The organism is Campylobacter sp. TTU_617 (assembly GCF_016599045.1).
In the GTDB taxonomy this organism is placed as follows: domain Bacteria; phylum Campylobacterota; class Campylobacteria; order Campylobacterales; family Campylobacteraceae; genus Campylobacter_D.
Genome location: NZ_JAENKV010000002.1, coordinates 124753 through 141748 on the forward strand (window position 1 = coordinate 124753; position 16996 = coordinate 141748).

Here is a 16996-nt window from a genome sequence, read left to right on the forward strand (position 1 = left end):
AACCTTATAAGTTATTTGATTTAAATTCATTAATAGCTTTGATTATTTTTTCTTCTAATTCTTTATCTAAAGCTTTTTTTGAACGAATTTCTTCAAAAATTTCTGGATATTTTGATTCAATGAATGTATAAATTCCTTCTTCGAAATTTTTAATCTCAGAAACAGCAATATCATCTAAAAATCCTTTAGTTCCAGCAAAAATAATAATAATTTGTTTTTCGATAGCTAAAGGAGAATAAGGGGGTTGTTTTAAAACTTCTACCATTCTTTGACCACGTTCAAGCTGTTTTCTACTTGATTCATCTAGATCACTTGCAAATTGTGCAAAAGCTTGTAGTTCTCTATATTGAGCAAGATCAAGTCTTAAAGTTCCTGAAACTTGCTTAGTTGCTTTAATTTGTGCAGCACCACCAACCCTAGAAACTGATAATCCAACGTTAATAGCTGGACGAATTCCTGAGTTAAAAAGATCTGTTTCAAGGAAAATTTGTCCATCAGTAATTGAAATAACATTAGTAGGAATATAAGCTGAAACATCTCCTGCTTGAGTTTCTATAATTGGCAAAGCTGTTAATGAACCTGCACCTAATTCATCATTTAATTTACTTGCTCTTTCAAGTAGTCTTGAGTGGAGATAGAAAACATCACCTGGATAAGCTTCACGTCCTGGAGGTCTTCGTAAAATCAAAGACATTTCACGATAAGCTACGGCATGTTTGCTAAGATCATCATAAATAATTAAAGCATGTTTAGAATTATCTCTAAAATATTCTCCCATTGTTACACCTGAATAAGGAGCAAGATATTGTAATGCTGCTGGATCAGAGGCGCCAGCATTTACAACAATAGTATATTCCATTGCGCCATGTTCTTCTAGTTTTTTAACTACTTGAGCTACATTACTTTGCTTTTGACCTATAGCTACATAGATACAAATAACATTTTGTCCTTTTTGGTTTATAATAGCATCTACTGCAACCGTTGTTTTTCCCGTTTGTCTATCTCCTATGATAAGCTCTCTTTGACCACGGCCAATTGGAACAAGGGCATCAATAGCTTTAATACCTGTTTGTAAAGGTTCATGCACGCTTTTTCTAGCCATAATTCCTTTTGCTTTTTCTTCTACAAAACGTGATTCATTGCTAGAAATAGAACCTTTACCATCAATTGGTTCTCCTAAAGCATTGACTACACGACCTATTAGAGCTTCTCCTACAGGAACTTTTAAAAGTTTTTTTAGTCTCTTAACACTACTTCCTTCTTTTAAGGTTTCACCTTTACCAAGAATAACAATACCAACACTACTTTCTTCAAGGTTTAAAGCCATTCCTTTTTCGCCATTTTCAAACTCAACCATTTCTCCGGCCATAATATTTTTAAGCCCATAAACTTTAGCAACCCCATCTGCAATAGAAATAATTTTTCCAGTTTCTTCAATTTCAAGGTTTAAATCAAAGTTTTCAATTTTTTCTTTAATTATTGAGCTGATTTCATCGGCTTTAAATTTCATTCATTCTCCTTAAATAGTTTTCAATATAAATTCACTTATTTTATTTTGGAAAGTTTTTATAGAAAAAGATATTTCATAATTTAAATCTTCTATATCAATTTTAATTTCATTGTTATTTGTAATTTTATTTTCTAGTTTAATTTGAGCTTCTAGTTTAGATTTAAGTTTTTCTTCAATTTCTTTTAAAATTTCTGTATCAAGTTTTTTTTCAGAATAAATAATTCCTTTGTAGGTATTATTTTGAAAAGATTTTTGTTTTTGAAGCTCTTCGATAATCTCAGGAATAAATAAAAGTCTAGAATTATCTGCTAAAAGTTTTATAAAATTTTCAAAATAAGTATTTTTTTGATCAAGAAAAGAAAGTATAAAATTAACTTTTTTTTCTTTATGTATTTGTGTATTTTCCAATATATTTATAAAACGAGGAATGCAAAAAGCTTGGTAAATTATACATAAATTTTTATAAAATTCATCGAAATCTTTTCTTGATACAATAGCTTTTGCATATTTTTTAGCTATAAGTTTATCAGCCATTAAGATACCTTTTTCATAACAATATCAATCATATCATTTTGTTTTAAAATAGTATTTGACTCTTTAAAGAGTTCAGATAATATTTGAGATATAATTTCTTTTTCTATTTTTTTAGTTTCATAATTTTTTTGTTCTTCAAAATATTTATTAAGCAAATCAATTTCATTTTGAGTTTCATTTTTGATTTTTTGAACTAAAAGTTCTGCTTCTTTTTTTGCATGATTTAATGCATTAACTGCTTCAGCTTTTGTTTCTTCAAGTTTTTTAGTCATTTCAAATTTTTTAGTTTTACTTTCTAATAGTTTTCTTTGAATTTCATCTAATTTTGAAGAAATTTGAAAAATACGATTTTTATAGAAATTTTTAAGTGGAGTAGCAATAAAATAATACAATATGGCAATAAATATTAAGAAATTAATCACTCTTGGTATTATGTCATAATCCCCATTATTAGAGCTTGCTAATGCATAGACTGGGAGTAAAAAAAATAAAAATTTTAACTTTTGCATTATTATCCTTAGATTCTTTTGATACTATTTTGTAGACTTTGTTTTAACTCTGGTAAATGTTCTAGTAAGCTTTCTTTTAATTGCTGTTTTTGATTTTCTAAATCTTTATAAAATTCTTGCATTTTATTTTCTATTTTTTCTTTCTCAAGTTTTATAAGCTCATTAGCTTCTTCTTTGGCTTTGTTTAGAGCTTCTTGTTTAATTTTATAAATTTCTTCCCTTGTATTTTTATGAATTTCTTCTACTTCTTTATTAACATCTAAAATTTCTTGTGAGTTTTCTTTTACTTTATTTTCATCATTTTTTATAGAACTGTTTCTTTCATCTATAAATTTTAAAAGGGGTTTATAAAGCATAGAATTCAAAATAACTATCATAGCTAAAAATATAAAAATAGTTGCTAATATTATGGAAAGATGGACATCATCAAACATAAAGCTCCTTGATTATTTTAATTTTTAAGCTTTTTATTATATCTTAGAAAAAATAATTTTTCAACTAATTTTTTCAATCATTTGTCTTAGTTTTTTTATTATATCGATATTTTTTAAATGTATGATAAGGTTTTTTTTATTTTTTTCACATCTAAAACCTTTGTTATTTAATGATTTTATAAGTTCTTTAAGCTCATTTTCAAATTCAGTATTATTTTCTAAATTAGCATTTTCTTGATTTTTGATTTTTTTAACAATTTTTTCAGTATCATGAACGCTTAGTTGTTGTCCAATAATGCTACTTGCAATCATTTTTTCATCTTTTTTGTTTAATCCTACAAGAATTTTAGCATGCCCTTGTGAAATTTTTCCTTCGATAATAAGATTTTGCGTACTTGGATCTAAATTTAGAAGTCTTAAAGTATTAGTGATTTGCGTGCGACTTTTATTAACAAGTGATGCAAGATTTTCTTGGGTAATTTTGTGAATTTCTATTAGATCTTTATATGAATTTGCAAGTTCAATAGGATTTAAATTTTCTCTTTGAATATTTTCTATAAGTGCCAATTCTCTTAACTTTTCTTCTTTGGCATCAGAAACTAAAGCAAGTATATTTTCATATCCTAATATTTTATAAGCTCTAAGTCTTCTTTCTCCTGCAACAAGAATATAATGATTTTCTTGTTTTAAAACTATAATAGGTTGGATAAGTCCATATTGTTTAATAGAATTTGCTAATTCATTTAAAGCTTCTTTGTCAAAATATTTTCTTGGCTGAAAAGGATTGACTTTAATTTTTTCAACCGGAATTTGAATGGTTTTGTTTTTATCAAGCCCTAATTCTTTACTATAAACTTCATCTATATCGCCGATAAGTGTTGCTAAACCTTTATTTTTATTTAATCCCATTTATTTATCCTAAAATTGAATAAGCTAAATTCTGATATGCTAAAGAACCAGGAGATTTAATATCATAAAGTATGATAGGTTTACCAAAACTAGGACTTTCAGCAAGTTTTACATTTCTTGGTATAACTATGAAATCATCTTCGTTTCCATTGATTGTAAAAAGTTGTTTTTTAAAATTTTGTTTTAAATCTTCAACTACATCTTTAGAGAGATTATTTTGAGAACTATACATTGTTGGTAAAAATCCTCTCACTTTTAATTTAGGGTTGATTGTTTTTTTGATTACTTTAATAGTGTTTAAAACCATTGCAACACCCTCTAGAGCATAAAATTCACATTGTATAGGGATGATTACACTATCACTTGCAGCAAATGCATTGATAGTAATACTTCCTAAAGCAGGAGGAGAATCTATAATAATAAAATCATATTCATTTTCTACTTCTTTAAGTTGGTTTTTAAGAACAATTTTTTTTTCATTACTTTCACCTTTAGCAAGTTCTTGTTCTATGCCAACTAATCCTATATTAGAAGGGGCAAGATGAAGTTGATTGAGTTCGGTTTTTAAAATAATATCAGAAAGCTTTTTTTTGCCTATAAAAACATGATAGATATTATATTCATAATTATTTCTATTAAATCCCAGTCCAGTGGTTGCATTTGCTTGAGGATCAACATCTATTAATAAAACTTTTTTTTCAGCAACAGCCAAAGAAGCAGCTAAATTAACGGCGGTTGTTGTTTTTCCTACTCCACCTTTTTGGTTTGCAATTGTTATAACTTCGCTCATCTTAAACTATATACCCTTTTATTATTTAATAATATCGATCCATCTTCATATAAGAAAGCATCTTTTAAAGAAAAGATTTTTCCTTCATAATGGACATTAAATTGTTTTGATTTTTCAAATTCTATCATATACTTGCTAAAAATATTCTTCCATAATTTTTTTTGCATTAAAGTTTCTATAAATTTTAAAACTAATTCATCTAATTTTATATCAATATCCAATAAGGAGCTATTTTCAGGGCAATATTTTAAATTTAGTCCTATCCCGCCTATAATAAAATTTTTAATTTTTGTGCTTATTATTCCTCCAATTTTTTTATTTTCTATGTATAAATCATTAGGCCATTTAAGCCAAGTTTTTGATCCTTTTTGAGCTAAGATTTCTTTTAATAAATAAGCAAAATAAATACTTATAGAAGCTAAAGGTAAGTCTTTAGGAAGATCTTGCTTATCAATACAAAAGGAAAGATGTAAATTTCCTTTAGAGCTTTGCCAAGAATTTTCTCTACTCCCAATACCATTCGTTTGTTCAAGCGCATAAATAGCTAGATTTTTTTCTATTTTATTTTTACGAATTTCATCACATAAAAAAAGATGAGTTGAGGCTATTTTGTCAATACAAATAATTTCCACATTTTAACCTTTTTCCATTAAGGTAAGTGCGTCCATCTAAGATCTTTTTACCATTTTCTTGGATTTTTTTAATACGCAAAATTCCTTGCTTGCAAGTAAGTAAAAAACTTTCTTTTTCTAATTCTAAAATTTGCCCCTCTTTAGTGTGCTGTGTTGATTCATCTATAAGTTCAAGTTCTAGAAATTTTAAACCTTTATCTAAAAAAATTCCAGGCCAAGATACAAAAGCTAAATACTTTTGATAAATTTTTTTTGCATTATCTAGAGTGATTAAACCATCTTCTTTTTTAATTTTTTTACAATATGTTGCTAAATTTTCATCTTGCGCTATAGGAACAATAGAGTTATAATTTTTTAAAGTGCTAACACAAAGTTTTGCCGCTAAATGGGCCAAAAGTTCAAAAACTTCTACAGCATTTTTATCTTTTATATCACACTCTATGCTTTCAAGTATAGCTCCAGTATCAAGTCCAGCATCCATTAACATTGTGCAAACTCCGCTTTTTTCATCTCCATTTAAAATGGCACTTTGTATAGGAGAAGCACCACGGTATTTTGGTAAAAGCGAAGCGTGTAGATTAATACAAGGTGCAATATCTAGGATATTTTTAGGTAAGATTTTTCCATAAGCAGCAACGACTATAAAATCAGGTTTTAAATCTTTTATCTCATCAATAATTTTTTCATCTTTTAAGCTTTTTGGTGTAAAAATAGGAATATGCGGTGCATTTTGACTTAAAAATATTTTTGTATCACTAGGTGTTAAAATTTGTTTTCTTCCTACTGCTTTATCAGGTTGAGTAAAAAGAGCTAAGATATTAAATTTTTTATCTATTAATTCTTTTAAAATACAAGTTGCATAAGAAGGTGTTCCCATAAAAATAATGTTTTTCATATTTAATTTACCTATATTAAAATACTTTGAATTATAATAAATATAGGTAAATTATATATTTAGTTAAAATTAAAATTCCATGTTCCTTGATTTGTTTCGATTTCAACTTCTAAAACTTTATTACAGCCTGAAAGTGGAACTTGTCAACTTTGACCATAAGATAGAGTTTTTTCTATTTTTATATCTTTTTTATCCAATAATCCACCCGCTCTACAATCTCCTTTTCCTCTATTAGGTGTTATCTTTGTAATTTCTATAGTATCCACCAAAGAAGTAATCTCTAAATACTGGGTATTGTATTTAAAAATAGGGTTGTATCTTTCGCCTAGTGAAATTTCAATTGGAGCTTCTTTATCGCTACAAGCAATAAATAAGAAAGCACAAAATAGGGCTAAAAACATTTTTTTTAACATATTTTCTCCTTTTTTAATCTATTATAATAGAGTGAAATAAAATTATAAAACAAATATACTTAATCTATCATAATAGATTAAGGTATAAAATTTGGCTTATCAGTTTAATCAAAATGAAATAGATAATTTTTATAAAAAAATTGCAAAAAATGTTTCCAGATTAAGGAGAGAAAAAGGTTTGTCTCAACTTGAATTAAGTCTTGAAATAGGTTATAAGTCTTGCTCTTTAGTAGGTGGAGCTGAAGCAGGATATAAAAATATACATTTTAATCTTGAACATCTTTATAAAATTTCAAAAGTCTTAGATATAGAAATGGCAGAATTTTTTAAAGAGTTTTAAATCAACTTTTACTAATCATTGATAAAATCCTATTTAATAAAAAGTTATTTTACATTATAAGTTTTTATGATTTGAAGAGAAAACAAAATGTTGTTTTTGTTAATTTTCAAATAAAGTTCCGCCTATTTGTTTATTTTCAAGTAAAAATGCCTTAATAACACTTAAGTCAAAGCCACTTGCTAAAAACATTTTTTTATTATTTTCAAGTAAAAATTTAGCAGCTTTTAATTTGGTGATAATGCCTCCAGTTCCATGCTCGCTTCCAGTTTTTACTGACATATCAAGCCAAGAATCAAGAATTTTATCGACTTTATCTAATCTTTTAGCATCTTTAAATTCGCTAGGATTTTTATCATAAAAACCATCAATATCACTTAAGATTACAAGTAAGTTGGCTCCAAAATAATATGTTGCATAAGCACTTAAGCTATCATTATCTCCAAAAACTATTTCTTCTATGGCTGTGGCATCATTTTCGTTAATAATAGGCAAAATCCCTAAATTTATCATAGTATCAATAGCATTTTTAGCGTGTTTTGTGGCTTTTCTTGAATCAAAATCTTTAGCAGTTAGTAAAATTTGTCCGCCTATTTTATTGAATTTAGATAAAAATTCATTATAAACACTCATTAAATAAGGTTGTCCAATAGCAGCTAAAACTTGTTTATTGATTAAATTTTTCCTATCAATGTTAAGTTTTGTATATCCAGCTGATATAGCAGCTGAAGTTACTAAAATCACTTCATATTTTTTCATCAAAGTTGTTAAAAACTCAACTAAATTGCCTAAACGTTTAAGGCTTAAAGCATTATCTTCGCTAATAACGTGAGAACCTACTTTGATGATTATTCTTTGCATTTTTTTTCCTTATAAAAATCAGATAAAATCCATATAATTTTGTTTAAAAGTTCTAAATTTTCCACATCTAAAATATACCATTGTTTAGCTTTGGAAAAAGGAAATCCAAGCTCATTTTCTCTTAATAATTCTTCAAGACACGGAAGTTTTTTTGTATATAAAGTATTATTGCAAATTAAAAATGCTGAGTTAGAATTTATATATATACAGTATTCTCCAAACATTTTTTTTGCGTTAAAATTAAAAGGCGTATCGCAAGCTTTTAAACATTCTAAAACAAAATCTTTAAAATCATTACTACTTGACACATTTTAATCCTAAAATTTTATAAAATTTACCATTTTATTTTTAAGTTTTAAAAATTTATTTTATTTAATCATTTAAATTTTTATCTTTTCTTAAATTTTTGATTTCTTCTAAAAGAATAAATTTAAGCTCTTTAAGCCCTGTTTTTTCAAGACTTGAAACGTTAATCAAAAAGCTTTGGATATTGTTTATTTCTTTTAAATAATTTTTTAAATCTTCTAAATTTAGGGTTATTTGCTTAGCAAATTCTTCTCCTAAATTTACACTATCACTTTTTGAAATCATTATGCCAAATTTTCTTTCATAAAGTTTAGATGAAAATTGTTTAAGTTCATTTCTTAAGATGATAAATTGTTCCTTTAAACTCATTTCTCTCATAGGATCAAGCACAAAAAGTAAAAAACTTGTTCTTTCAATATGTTTTAAAAATTCAAGTCCTAAACCTTTTCCATTGCTTGCCCCTTCAATAATACCTGGAATATCCGCCATTACAAAAGAATTGTATTCATCTACATCTACAAGCCCTAATTTTGGAGTAAGTGTTGTAAATTCATAATTTGCAATCTCAGGTTTGGCATTAGATACTACGCTTATAAGGGTCGATTTTCCTACATTTGGAAAGCCAACAAGTCCTACATCTGCAATAAGTTTTAATTCAAGTCTTACAAAACGACTTTCCCCTTTTATGCCTGGTTGTGCATAATCAGGTCTTTGGTTAGTTGCGTGTTTAAAATGTGTATTCCCAAGCCCGCCTTTTCCACCTTTTAAAAATAATTCTTTTTGTCCTTCTTTGGTTAAATCAAGCAAAACTTCATTTGTGTTTGCATCAATAATTTGAGTTCCTTCGGGTACTATAAGATTTAAATCTTCACCTTTTTTACCATTTTTATTGCGTCCCATTCCTGCAGATCCATTTTGAGCACGTAATTCTTTTTTTCCTTTAAAATTAGCTAAAGTATGTGTATTGTTATCACATATAAAATAAATATTTCCACCATTTCCACCATCGCCACCATCAGGACCACCTAAAGGCACGTGTTTTTCACGTCGAAAGCTTACAGCTCCTTTGCCTCCATTACCAGAGGTTAGGGTAATTTTAACACTATCAATAAACATTTATAACCTTAAAAATTTTTGAAAAAGTATATCAAAATAAAATAAAATTCAAAAATTTAACTTTTATAATGTTAATTATTTAAATTTTAAACTTTTATTTGTATTTATATTTAAGATATTATTTTTTATTATTAAATATTATTAAAATGTAATATTAATAATAAAGAATTTAAATAAAAAATTATAAAATATTTTATGGTTTAATATCAATTCTTATAAGTTTTTGTTTAATGATAAATTTGAAGTGAAATTTTAAAAAATACAAAAATTGAATTTTTGCTACATTTATATTAATATCTAAAAGATTTTTTTGATATTTTAATTATATTTTGTTTCTCTTATTTTGAAAAATAAATAAAAGAGTATTTTTTATTTATATGATTAAAAATAATTTCTATTAAATTTTTAAAATACCAAATAAACTATTTATAATTAAAATTATAAATTATTATTAGTTTTTTTAATTTCGTTTTTATTGTTTTGCTTGGCAAGTTGTTATTTTAGGTCTTATTTAGAATTTTAAAATTTGATTTATACAAGTAATTTCTAGACTTTAGTCTAGAAATTAAGCAGGATAAACAGAAACTTTTTTTCTGTCTTTATCTTTTCTTTCAAATTTTACAAAGCCATCAATTAAGGCAAAAAGAGTATGATCTTTTCCCATACCTACATTATTTCCAGCGTGAGTTGCAGTTCCTCTTTGACGAATAATGATATTTCCAGCTCTAACAAATTCGCCACCAAATTTTTTAACACCTAAACGACGTCCTATAGAATCGCGATTATTTTGAGTTGAACCTTGACCTTTCTTGTGTGCCATTCTTTTACTCCTTAAGCTTTAATATCTATAACTTTAACACGGGTAAATTGTCTTCTAAAACCGCGTTTGAGTTTAGAGTCTTTTCTACGTCTTTTTTTATAAATAATAACTTTTTTATCTTTTCCGTGGCATATAACTTCTAAGACAACTTTTGCACCTGCTATAAAAGGCGCACCTACCTTTAAATCCTTATCGTTGATAGCTAAAACTTCATTAATTTCTACGCTTGATTTAATTTCTGCTTCAAAATGATCAAGCTTTAACTCATCTCCAATACTAACTTTATATTGTTTTCCACTATGTTTAATAATAGCATACATATTACTTTTCCTTTTTAAGGTAAGTTACCATAAAGCACCAAATTTTTGGTTTAAAAGCTTTATTGGCCGATTAAAAGTTTTAATTCTAGCTAATTTTTCTTTAATTTTTAATGAATTTAAAAACCTAAATTTACTCCACCACCTTGTTCTATTTTATAATTTGCATCACGTCCTATTGTATAACCATTTCCATTATTTCCACTATTTAAAGGTCTGCAAATATCGCCTACTTTTACACTTCCTTCTATAATTTTTGCATAAGAAAGCTTTGGGTTGGTGCGTGTGATTTCAATATTTCCTGTTTTAGTTTCTACTCTTGCTGTATTTTCTTTGGTATAGGCATCTTTTATAACTTTTCCAAGTGAAAAACACTCATAAGTATCACCTTGATTTAAACTTTGAGAAAATACAACTTCATTGTTTTCAACACTAGCAACTTTTAAAGGATAAATAGCATTTAAAATATCTCCTGAAATACGATTTGCTATTTGTTTAAGAACAGATTCATTGGCACTTAGACTATTATCTTTAAGATTTACTTTCATGCTTAAAGTATTGGAAAATTTAATTTGTCTTGTAGCAAATAAAAGCACACGATAATCTATTACTACTTCAACTTCTGTTTTAGTTTTTCCTGTAAGATTACTTGTTTTTTGTTTGCCATCAAGCCCTGAAATAGAAAATAATAAAATATAATCTGTGGCTAATATATTTTTAAGTTTATAAATTTCATCACTTGCTGTATCGCTACTTTTGATAATAGCTTTTTCCATTTCATAATATCCATTTGAGTCACGATCTAAAACGTTAAATTTACGACTTTGCAATAAATCAGAAATAATTTTTTGTTGTAAGCTTGCACCTATGCCACGTTTTATAGGATCTGGCGTTGAGTCAAATACTACTATGCTTCTTCTACTATCCGCACTGAGTCCAGGGGTTTGGTATTTTTTGGTTGTTGTGGTTTTAAAAATAGTTACATTTGCTACATATTTGCCATTTGCATCTTGTTCAACGCTGTTAATTTCATAAGTATCAGCTTTACCTTTAGTAGCTTTTGAAATTTGTTCGCTGTAATTATCTTGTATATTTGTTCCTTTATTGTCGGTTGAAACATTAGTGTTGGATTTTTTGAGCGAATTTATGCTTACTCCACTCATTTTACCTATAGCTTCGATGATAGCGTTATTTATAGCATCTTCACGTGTTAATCCCGTGCCTTCGCCTGTGCTTGATTTTGTAGAAGTTGTAGTAACAACTTTAGCATTAAGATTTAGGCTTAAAAATAAGCCCAAAAAAAGAATTTGAATTATTTTCATCTTTTATCCTTAAAAATCATCTAAGCTATTTATGATATTGGAGCTTCTTTGGATATTTGAGGATTTTTTAGATTCATTTTTAGTTGCATTGGGTTTTGTATTTAAAACCTCATTTGTATTAGCTAAATTAGTATAAGAATAAAATCTCACAGCGCCCACATGTTCAATACCATTTTCGCTAGTGTAACTCCATTTTTTAAGAGTACGAATACCACGAATTTTGCCACTTGCACTCGCTTTTACTTTGCTATTTACCTTATCAATAATATTTGTAATATTTTGAGTTTGCTCTTGGGTGGAATTATCATTAATATTGATACTTTGCTTGATGATATCTTCATAAGTATCACCTGTTGTTCTTTCATCTTTAAGACTTAAATTTGTATTGATAAATTCTATAATAGCAGCATCTGCCATAGTAATTGCTGTTTCTTTAGCTTTATCTTCTAAAATATTTGTTTTTTTAGCATTGCTAGGATCAGCTACATAACCCCAATTTCCATAGCTTAAAATTACAGGTGCACCATTTTCATCATAAACTAAGCGAATTCCGTATTCATTAAGAAAACCTTTTTGATCTTTTGGTAAATACTCACTTATTTTTTTACCTTTACCTTTTATAGTGCTTTGTCTTGCTAATGCCATATCTCTTGCTAATTGACGTGTTTTATTAGAGATAATAGCTATAACTCCTACATCATATTCACCCCTTCTTTGAGTTACTATGGTTTGCACAGGAATAAGTCCGCTCATAGAACCTACTGCATTTGTCATAGTTTTATTAAGAAATTCTTGTTTTAATAAAGTCTTTTTTCTTTCTTCACTTAAAGAATTTGCATCTATACCCAAATCTTTTAATGCTTTATCAAGCTTAGCGCCAGCTAATTGTGTAAGTTTATTTAAAATTTGATCAATTTTATCACCTTTTGGTAATTCATCAAATTCTTTAGCATTAGTAGAATTATCTGCTTCATAGTTTTGAACTTTATTTGTAGCAATTCTTCCAAAAACATCTCTTATAAATTCAGTTTGTAAATTTAACATTGCTTTTTGATATGCATTTTGTAAAGCTTGTGCAAATTGTGGATCAGTATCATTTATAGCAACAGTGCTCTTTCCTGTATAAAAAGTTTTTCCATCCTTAGTTATGCCATATTCTATTCCAAAATTATCTGCAAATTCTTCAAAGAAATCTTCAATTGATTTTGGAGTGATATCTTTAGTGCTTGCATCGGACATTTCATTTTGAGTATTTATATCTTGTTGTGTAATTTCGACAGGTTGCGAACCTTGTCCATAAAGCAAACTTGCCACAACTAAAGAGCTAATTAATAATAATTTTTTCATTTTTTTCCTTTATAAATGTTATAAAAAAAGCCCAAGTTTGTTTTTGCAAACTCAGGCTAAAATTTTTTAAATAAATTTATTTTTACCAAGTAACTGATTTGCTTGAACCTGTTTTGTCAATAGTTTTTTCATCTTCCCAATATACAAGACCTGAATTTAAGTCAGTAACTCTTAATAAAAAGAAATATTCTACTTGAGTTTTACCATTGCTAAGTTTAACATTGTCTTGTCTTATTTTGCCTGCTAATGAAAAATCAGGTGAAACAAGTGTTCCTTTTTTGGCTATGGTGCTTTGATTAAATTCATCATTATCTCTTAATTCTCTAACATCTTCGCTCATACTATCAAGCGCTCCACCTGCTGCAACAGCTGAAGTTAATACAAATTTGCCTGAACGTCTTAATGCTGAGGTGATTTTTGCAGTAAGTTTTTCTGTATCAATTCTTTGAGGAGTATCATTTACTACTCTACCAATAGCAATAACTTTTCTTTGACCTGCTTTAATATTTGCAAAAGCTGGATCGCTAAGCATACTATTTATCATAGTTTCAGCTGCATTTTCAAAATCTTCTCTATCAAGACCTAAAGTAAGCGCGTCACCTTTTTTTACTTGACTTGCTTTTCCATCTGTATAAGTTGTTTGCACACAACCACTAAAAAATAATGCTCCTGCAAGAGCTGTAACTAAAATTTTTGTTTTTTTCATTTTTTATCCTTTAATTTTTTGTTTTAATATTAATTCTAAAATCTTTTGCTCTAAGATCAGCTGAAATTTTATGAATAATTACTTCTTGTTTGGCTGGAATTCTTAAATATTGGTATTCTTCATTTAAGACATCACGCAACACAAAGCCATTGCTATCTAACCAATCTACCTTATACATAATATCTTTAGAAAAAGTACTATATAAAATTACTTCAAATTCTAAATAACCATTATTGTTGATACGTTTATTAAATTGTTTTACCAAGCTTTTTGGTAAATTTGAATTTATTATTGCATTGTTAGAAGTGCTTGTATCAGCTTTGTAAGAAGCACAAGCACTAAAAAGCATTACTATAATAAGTAAAAGCCATTTTTTCATTTTTTAACCTTATTTTTGGATCAAATCTACACTAGTTGGCAAATAAGGCGCAAAAGAACGCACTATAATTAGAGCATTTTTATTTTTATCAATATTATTTTGATAAATTTCTTGCCCTTGTGGATCTTTTATGCTAATACTGCCTGAATTTTCAATCATAGCCACAGAAATACTTTTAGGCAAACCTCTCCAAGAACGCACATCAGCTTTATTTGTCGCTGCAGTTGCAACTGAGCTTGCTAAAGAAAACCAACCGCCGCTTGAGTCATTATTTGCCACAGCTGCATTTAAAGTAGTTTTAATAATAGTTTGGGCTAAGGCTTTGCTAATCATTGCTGGCATATTGATTTTAAATTCAGTTGCTACAATATCATCTAAATCTACAACTTCAGTAGTATTAATACCATTGATATTTAAATTTTCAAAAGAAGCTTCTCTTTTTTTCAAAGTTTGCAAAGCAAGACTTGTACTAATGATATTTTTATTTACTATAAAAGGTAAAGTTATGCTAAATTCATCTTTTACTACACCCATACCATTTTCATAAACAACAAAAATATATTTTTTATTATTTTTAGAATTGATTTTTTTTGCATAATTGTTAAAAATTTTAGCTTCTTTTTGAATTTCTTTATTTTTAGGATTGATGATTGCTACTTCTCTAAATAAATCAGCTGCTTTTCTATAATCTTGATCCATAAAGAAAAATACAGAAGCAATATAAGTTGCATAAGGATTTACAAATTTTTTGGTTGTATCAAATTCTTTAAATAAACTATTATATTGTTCTTCGATAACTTTTGAGTTTTCATTCATATTTTTAGCATAATTTGGATCTTCTTTTTTAGCTTTTTCTAAATCTTCTCTATTTTGTGCAATTTGAGCTGCAAAATATTCTTTAGCCTTGTCTTGACGCATTAAAGCACGATTAAATTCAACTCTAGCATTGGCATAATCATTTAAATTCATAAAATTAAGCCCTTTATAGACATTTACCATAATTCTTTCATATAAAGAACCATCATAATCAACAATGCTATCATTTATTAAAGTAGTAGCTGCGAGTTTTGCACCTTTTTTTCCAACACTTTCTAAATCTACATCATATTTGTAAGCATCTTCTGCTGCATCGAAAAATTCATTGCTTTTGTTAAATTCTTTACAATTTCTTGCGATTAAACCTGTATTGATGCCTGTATAAATAACATCATCATTTTTTTGGATTTTTTCTAAATTTTCATTAAAAAAATCAGCACCGCAATATTTTTGAACTAAAGCATTTTCGAAATTTGAATTTATTTTAGCTTGATTAGCACAAGCTCCTAAAAATAAACAACTTAAACCTATTAAGGTAGTTTTTAAAGGTATTTTTGTCATAAGATTCCTTGAAAAGTAAATTAAATTAAACGAAACATTATAAAAAAATAAAAATACATTGAAAACAATCTTTAAATTTTTAACAAATTTTATTTACAAGGTCAATACAATAAAAAAAGGGGAAAATCCCCTTAAATTAAATAAGTAAAGGCGCGATAAAAAATCCTAAAGTAACAGCAATTACGATAGCTAAAACGCCTGGAATGAAAAAAGAGTGATTGAAAATAAATTTTCCAATTTTTGTTGATCCTGTATCATCCATTTGCACTGCACCCAAAAGAGTTGGATAGGTTGGAAGAACAAAAAGAGCAGAAACAGCCGCAAAACAAGCTACTAACATATAAGAGTCATGCGGATTAGTAGCTGAAATTCCTAAAGCAGCCATAATAACTGGCACAATAGCTTTTGCAGTAGCTGCTTGAGAATATAAAAGCATACTAGCAAAGAAAAATGCAACTGCAAGCATAGCTGGAGTTTGTTTAACCCAATCACCTGCTATTTCTTTAATCCCTGCTTCGTGAGCACTTACGAAAGTATTGCCAAGCCAAGCTACGCCAAATACACAAACACAAGCTGTCATACCTGATTTAAAAACGCTTGTTTCAATTATTTTAGATGGTTCAACTTTGCAAAGCCAAGTGATTAAAGTTGCTGCAGTAAGTAAGAAACTCATAATAGCTGCATCTCTTGGTATAATCACTGGATCGATCCATTTGATATTATTTGATATTGCTGTGGCATAAAGAACTACAGCTAATACAGCGATTAAAAAGATTGCCACAGAAAGTTTAGCACCCGGTTTATTTTCAGCATGTAAAACCTCATTTGGATCTTTAACAAGACCTGCTTTTAATCTTTCTTGATAGATTGAACATTTGCTTAAATCTAGAGGTGTTATAAGACTTATTATTAAAGCTGTAACCATACAAGCAATAAAAGTTGTTGCAATCCAAATTCCTAATAAAGTAGGGTAATTCCAACCTAGTGGTTCTAATACCCCACTCATATAAACAACAGCAGCACTTACAGGACTTGCGGTAATTCCAATTTGAGATGAAACAACCATTAATGATAAAGGAACACTTGGTTTTATGTTTTGAGATTTTGCTACGTCTATAACCACAGGCATTAAAGAAAATACAGCATTTCCAGTTCCTGCAAGAATGGTTAATAACCAACCGCAAGCTGGAGAAAGATAGTTTATAAATTTAGGGTTAGCTCTTAAAAGCCTTTCTGTCATTTTTACCATGTAATCAAGACCGCCTGCTTGTTGCATAGCAGAGATTGCTGCAATAGCAGCAGCAATAATTAAAATAACATCCCAAGGAATACTTCCTGGTTTAAGCCCTAGGAAAAGACCTAAAATCACAACTCCTAATCCACCAGCATAGCCTATAGCGATTCCACCTAAGCGAATACCAATAAATATTGCACCAAGAAGAACAACTATTTGCAAGATTATATCTAAGCCCATGGAAATCC

At 28.0% G+C, this 16996-nt stretch carries 21 protein-coding genes; 1 reads left to right on the forward strand and 20 read right to left on the reverse strand.

Annotated features, from left to right (window positions below):
• Window positions 1–4 precede the first annotated feature (4 nt).
• The 9 genes from atpA to GQV94_RS01820 form a co-directional block, all read right to left on the reverse strand.
• On the reverse strand, window positions 5–1510 hold the full coding sequence (gene atpA / locus GQV94_RS01780) for a F0F1 ATP synthase subunit alpha (RefSeq protein WP_200169256.1): 1506 nt from the start codon (window positions 1508–1510) through the stop codon (window positions 5–7).
• A 9-nt stretch (window positions 1511–1519) separates the two neighbouring features.
• A complete protein-coding gene (locus GQV94_RS01785) occupies window positions 1520–2044 on the reverse strand; it encodes a F0F1 ATP synthase subunit delta (RefSeq protein ID WP_200169257.1) in 525 nt (174 codons plus the stop codon).
• Window positions 2044–2553 (reverse strand): F0F1 ATP synthase subunit B, encoded by a 510-nt coding sequence (locus GQV94_RS01790; RefSeq protein ID WP_200169258.1) that lies wholly within the window; start codon window positions 2551–2553, stop codon window positions 2044–2046. Before GQV94_RS01790 ends, GQV94_RS01785 begins: the two co-directional genes overlap by 1 nt.
• Before the next feature lie 8 nt (window positions 2554–2561).
• A complete protein-coding gene (locus GQV94_RS01795) occupies window positions 2562–2987 on the reverse strand; it encodes a FoF1 ATP synthase subunit B' (protein ID WP_200169259.1) in 426 nt (141 codons plus the stop codon).
• Between the two features lie 60 nt (window positions 2988–3047).
• Complete coding sequence (locus tag GQV94_RS01800) at window positions 3048–3896, reverse strand: ParB/RepB/Spo0J family partition protein (RefSeq protein ID WP_200169260.1); 849 nt, start codon at window positions 3894–3896, stop codon at window positions 3048–3050.
• A 4-nt stretch (window positions 3897–3900) separates the two neighbouring features.
• Window positions 3901–4686, reverse strand: coding sequence for a ParA family protein (locus GQV94_RS01805; RefSeq protein WP_200169261.1), 786 nt, complete (start codon window positions 4684–4686; stop codon window positions 3901–3903).
• The gene (locus GQV94_RS01810) at window positions 4683–5318 is read right to left on the reverse strand and encodes a biotin--[acetyl-CoA-carboxylase] ligase (protein ID WP_200169262.1); all 636 of its coding nucleotides are present in this window, start codon (window positions 5316–5318) and stop codon (window positions 4683–4685) included. The genes GQV94_RS01805 and GQV94_RS01810 overlap by 4 nt, the downstream gene beginning before the upstream one ends.
• Complete coding sequence (gene fmt, locus GQV94_RS01815) at window positions 5299–6213, reverse strand: methionyl-tRNA formyltransferase (RefSeq protein WP_200169263.1); 915 nt, start codon at window positions 6211–6213, stop codon at window positions 5299–5301. The genes GQV94_RS01810 and fmt overlap by 20 nt, the downstream gene beginning before the upstream one ends.
• A gap of 143 nt (window positions 6214–6356) precedes the next feature.
• Window positions 6357–6626 carry a hypothetical protein gene (locus GQV94_RS01820; protein ID WP_200169264.1) on the reverse strand — a complete coding sequence of 90 codons (270 nt, stop codon included), beginning with the start codon at window positions 6624–6626 and terminating at the stop codon, window positions 6357–6359.
• A gap of 91 nt (window positions 6627–6717) precedes the next feature.
• Here GQV94_RS01820 and GQV94_RS01825 point away from each other — a divergent pair, with 91 nt between their 5' ends.
• Window positions 6718–6966, forward strand: a complete 249-nt coding sequence (locus GQV94_RS01825; protein ID WP_200169265.1) for a helix-turn-helix domain-containing protein — start codon at window positions 6718–6720, stop codon at window positions 6964–6966.
• Window positions 6967–7065: 99 nt separating this feature from the next.
• Here the strand turns inward: GQV94_RS01825 and proB are convergent, their stop codons facing one another.
• The 11 genes from proB to GQV94_RS01880 all read right to left on the reverse strand — a co-directional run bounded on the left by proB (window position 7066) and on the right by GQV94_RS01880 (window position 16988).
• On the reverse strand, window positions 7066–7824 hold the full coding sequence (proB, locus tag GQV94_RS01830; protein ID WP_200169266.1) for a glutamate 5-kinase: 759 nt from the start codon (window positions 7822–7824) through the stop codon (window positions 7066–7068).
• Entirely contained in the window at window positions 7812–8132 is a 321-nt protein-coding gene (locus tag GQV94_RS01835; protein ID WP_200169267.1) for a hypothetical protein, read from the reverse strand. Before GQV94_RS01835 ends, proB begins: the two co-directional genes overlap by 13 nt.
• 64 nt (window positions 8133–8196) lie before the next feature.
• Entirely contained in the window at window positions 8197–9246 is a 1050-nt protein-coding gene (obgE, locus tag GQV94_RS01840; RefSeq protein ID WP_200169268.1) for a GTPase ObgE, read from the reverse strand.
• Between the two features lie 565 nt (window positions 9247–9811).
• Window positions 9812–10066 (reverse strand): 50S ribosomal protein L27, encoded by a 255-nt coding sequence (gene rpmA, locus GQV94_RS01845; protein WP_066778460.1) that lies wholly within the window; start codon window positions 10064–10066, stop codon window positions 9812–9814.
• An 11-nt stretch (window positions 10067–10077) separates the two neighbouring features.
• Complete coding sequence (gene rplU / locus GQV94_RS01850; protein ID WP_200169269.1) at window positions 10078–10386, reverse strand: 50S ribosomal protein L21; 309 nt, start codon at window positions 10384–10386, stop codon at window positions 10078–10080.
• A 116-nt stretch (window positions 10387–10502) separates the two neighbouring features.
• Window positions 10503–11705: a CsgG/HfaB family protein gene (locus tag GQV94_RS01855; protein WP_200169270.1), complete on the reverse strand. Its 1203-nt coding sequence runs from the start codon at window positions 11703–11705 to the stop codon at window positions 10503–10505.
• A 9-nt stretch (window positions 11706–11714) separates the two neighbouring features.
• Window positions 11715–13052: a DUF6844 domain-containing protein gene (locus GQV94_RS01860; RefSeq protein ID WP_200169271.1), complete on the reverse strand. Its 1338-nt coding sequence runs from the start codon at window positions 13050–13052 to the stop codon at window positions 11715–11717.
• An 82-nt stretch (window positions 13053–13134) separates the two neighbouring features.
• The gene (lpoB, locus tag GQV94_RS01865; protein WP_200169272.1) at window positions 13135–13758 is read right to left on the reverse strand and encodes a penicillin-binding protein activator LpoB; all 624 of its coding nucleotides are present in this window, start codon (window positions 13756–13758) and stop codon (window positions 13135–13137) included.
• A 10-nt stretch (window positions 13759–13768) separates the two neighbouring features.
• Window positions 13769–14137, reverse strand: a complete 369-nt coding sequence (locus GQV94_RS01870) for a DUF1425 domain-containing protein (RefSeq protein ID WP_200169273.1) — start codon at window positions 14135–14137, stop codon at window positions 13769–13771.
• A gap of 9 nt (window positions 14138–14146) precedes the next feature.
• On the reverse strand, window positions 14147–15514 hold the full coding sequence (locus GQV94_RS01875) for a hypothetical protein (RefSeq protein ID WP_200169274.1): 1368 nt from the start codon (window positions 15512–15514) through the stop codon (window positions 14147–14149).
• A 136-nt stretch (window positions 15515–15650) separates the two neighbouring features.
• Window positions 15651–16988 carry an anaerobic C4-dicarboxylate transporter gene (locus GQV94_RS01880; protein WP_200169275.1) on the reverse strand — a complete coding sequence of 446 codons (1338 nt, stop codon included), beginning with the start codon at window positions 16986–16988 and terminating at the stop codon, window positions 15651–15653.
• Between the last annotated feature and the right edge of the window lie 8 nt (window positions 16989–16996).